This window comes from Candidatus Protofrankia californiensis (assembly GCF_900634765.1).
Taxonomy (GTDB): Bacteria; Actinomycetota; Actinomycetes; order Frankiales; family Frankiaceae; genus Protofrankia; species Protofrankia californiensis.
In genome coordinates, this window is record NZ_CAAAFT010000029.1 from 12,896 (window position 1) to 13,675 (window position 780).

The following is a 780-nucleotide window of genomic DNA, read 5'->3' on the forward strand; positions in this document are numbered from 1 at the left end:
TCGCGTCGACGTCGCGCAGCGGCAGCCGGACGACGGTGTCGTAACCGTCCGGCGGTGGCACCGCGTCGACCACGGGGGAGGGCAGCCGGAGCACCGGGACGGCGCCGTCCCGGCGCGCCAGCTCGGCATCGAGGGCCGGCACGCCGAGCGCGCCGATCGCGTCGATCGTTTCCTGCTTCGACCAGCGGACCCCGCGGCTACCGGCCGGCATGCCCGCAGTCACCTGGACGTCCCGTGACACGATCGACGGGGTGTCGCTGACAGCCAGGACGGCGGCGAAGCCGACCCCGAAGCGACCGAGGGCCGCTGTGTCGCGTTTGGCTGAGGCGCGCAGCGTCGACAGCGATTCGACCCCCGGTGCGGACAGCGCCATCCCGGTATTGGCGATCTCCAGCATGCCGCCACGGCTGCCGTGACCGTCACCGCCGCGACCGTCACCGCCGTGATTGTCGTCGTTGGGGTTGCGGTCGCTGGTCAGCGTCATGAGGACCCGACACCCGACACCTGCGGCATGGGCCGCGTCCACGGCGTTCTGGAGCAGCTCCACGACGAGGCGGTCGCGGTAGGCGCCGCGGGCGGCGTCCTCTTCGGCGTTCGCGTCCTCGCGGAAACGGGCGGGGGATGCGGCCCAGGCGTCCAGCACCCGGCGACGGACGGCGGCCGTCCCGAACGAGTCGTCCAGGGCTTCGCCGTCGGCGGCGTCCACAATCACGTTCCCGTACGGCTGCGTGTCCATCAGCCCATCCTCCTCTTCGACGGCCCTTGTCAGTGCCCCGGGGA

At 72.6% G+C, this 780-nt stretch carries 1 protein-coding gene; it reads right to left on the reverse strand.

Features of this window, described 5'->3' with window-relative positions:
* A partial coding sequence (locus DD1DGNOD_RS26370; protein WP_430827742.1) for a sacsin N-terminal ATP-binding-like domain-containing protein occupies positions 1 to 736 on the reverse strand: 736 nt, incomplete at its 3' end.
* Positions 737 to 780: the final 44 nt, after the last annotated feature.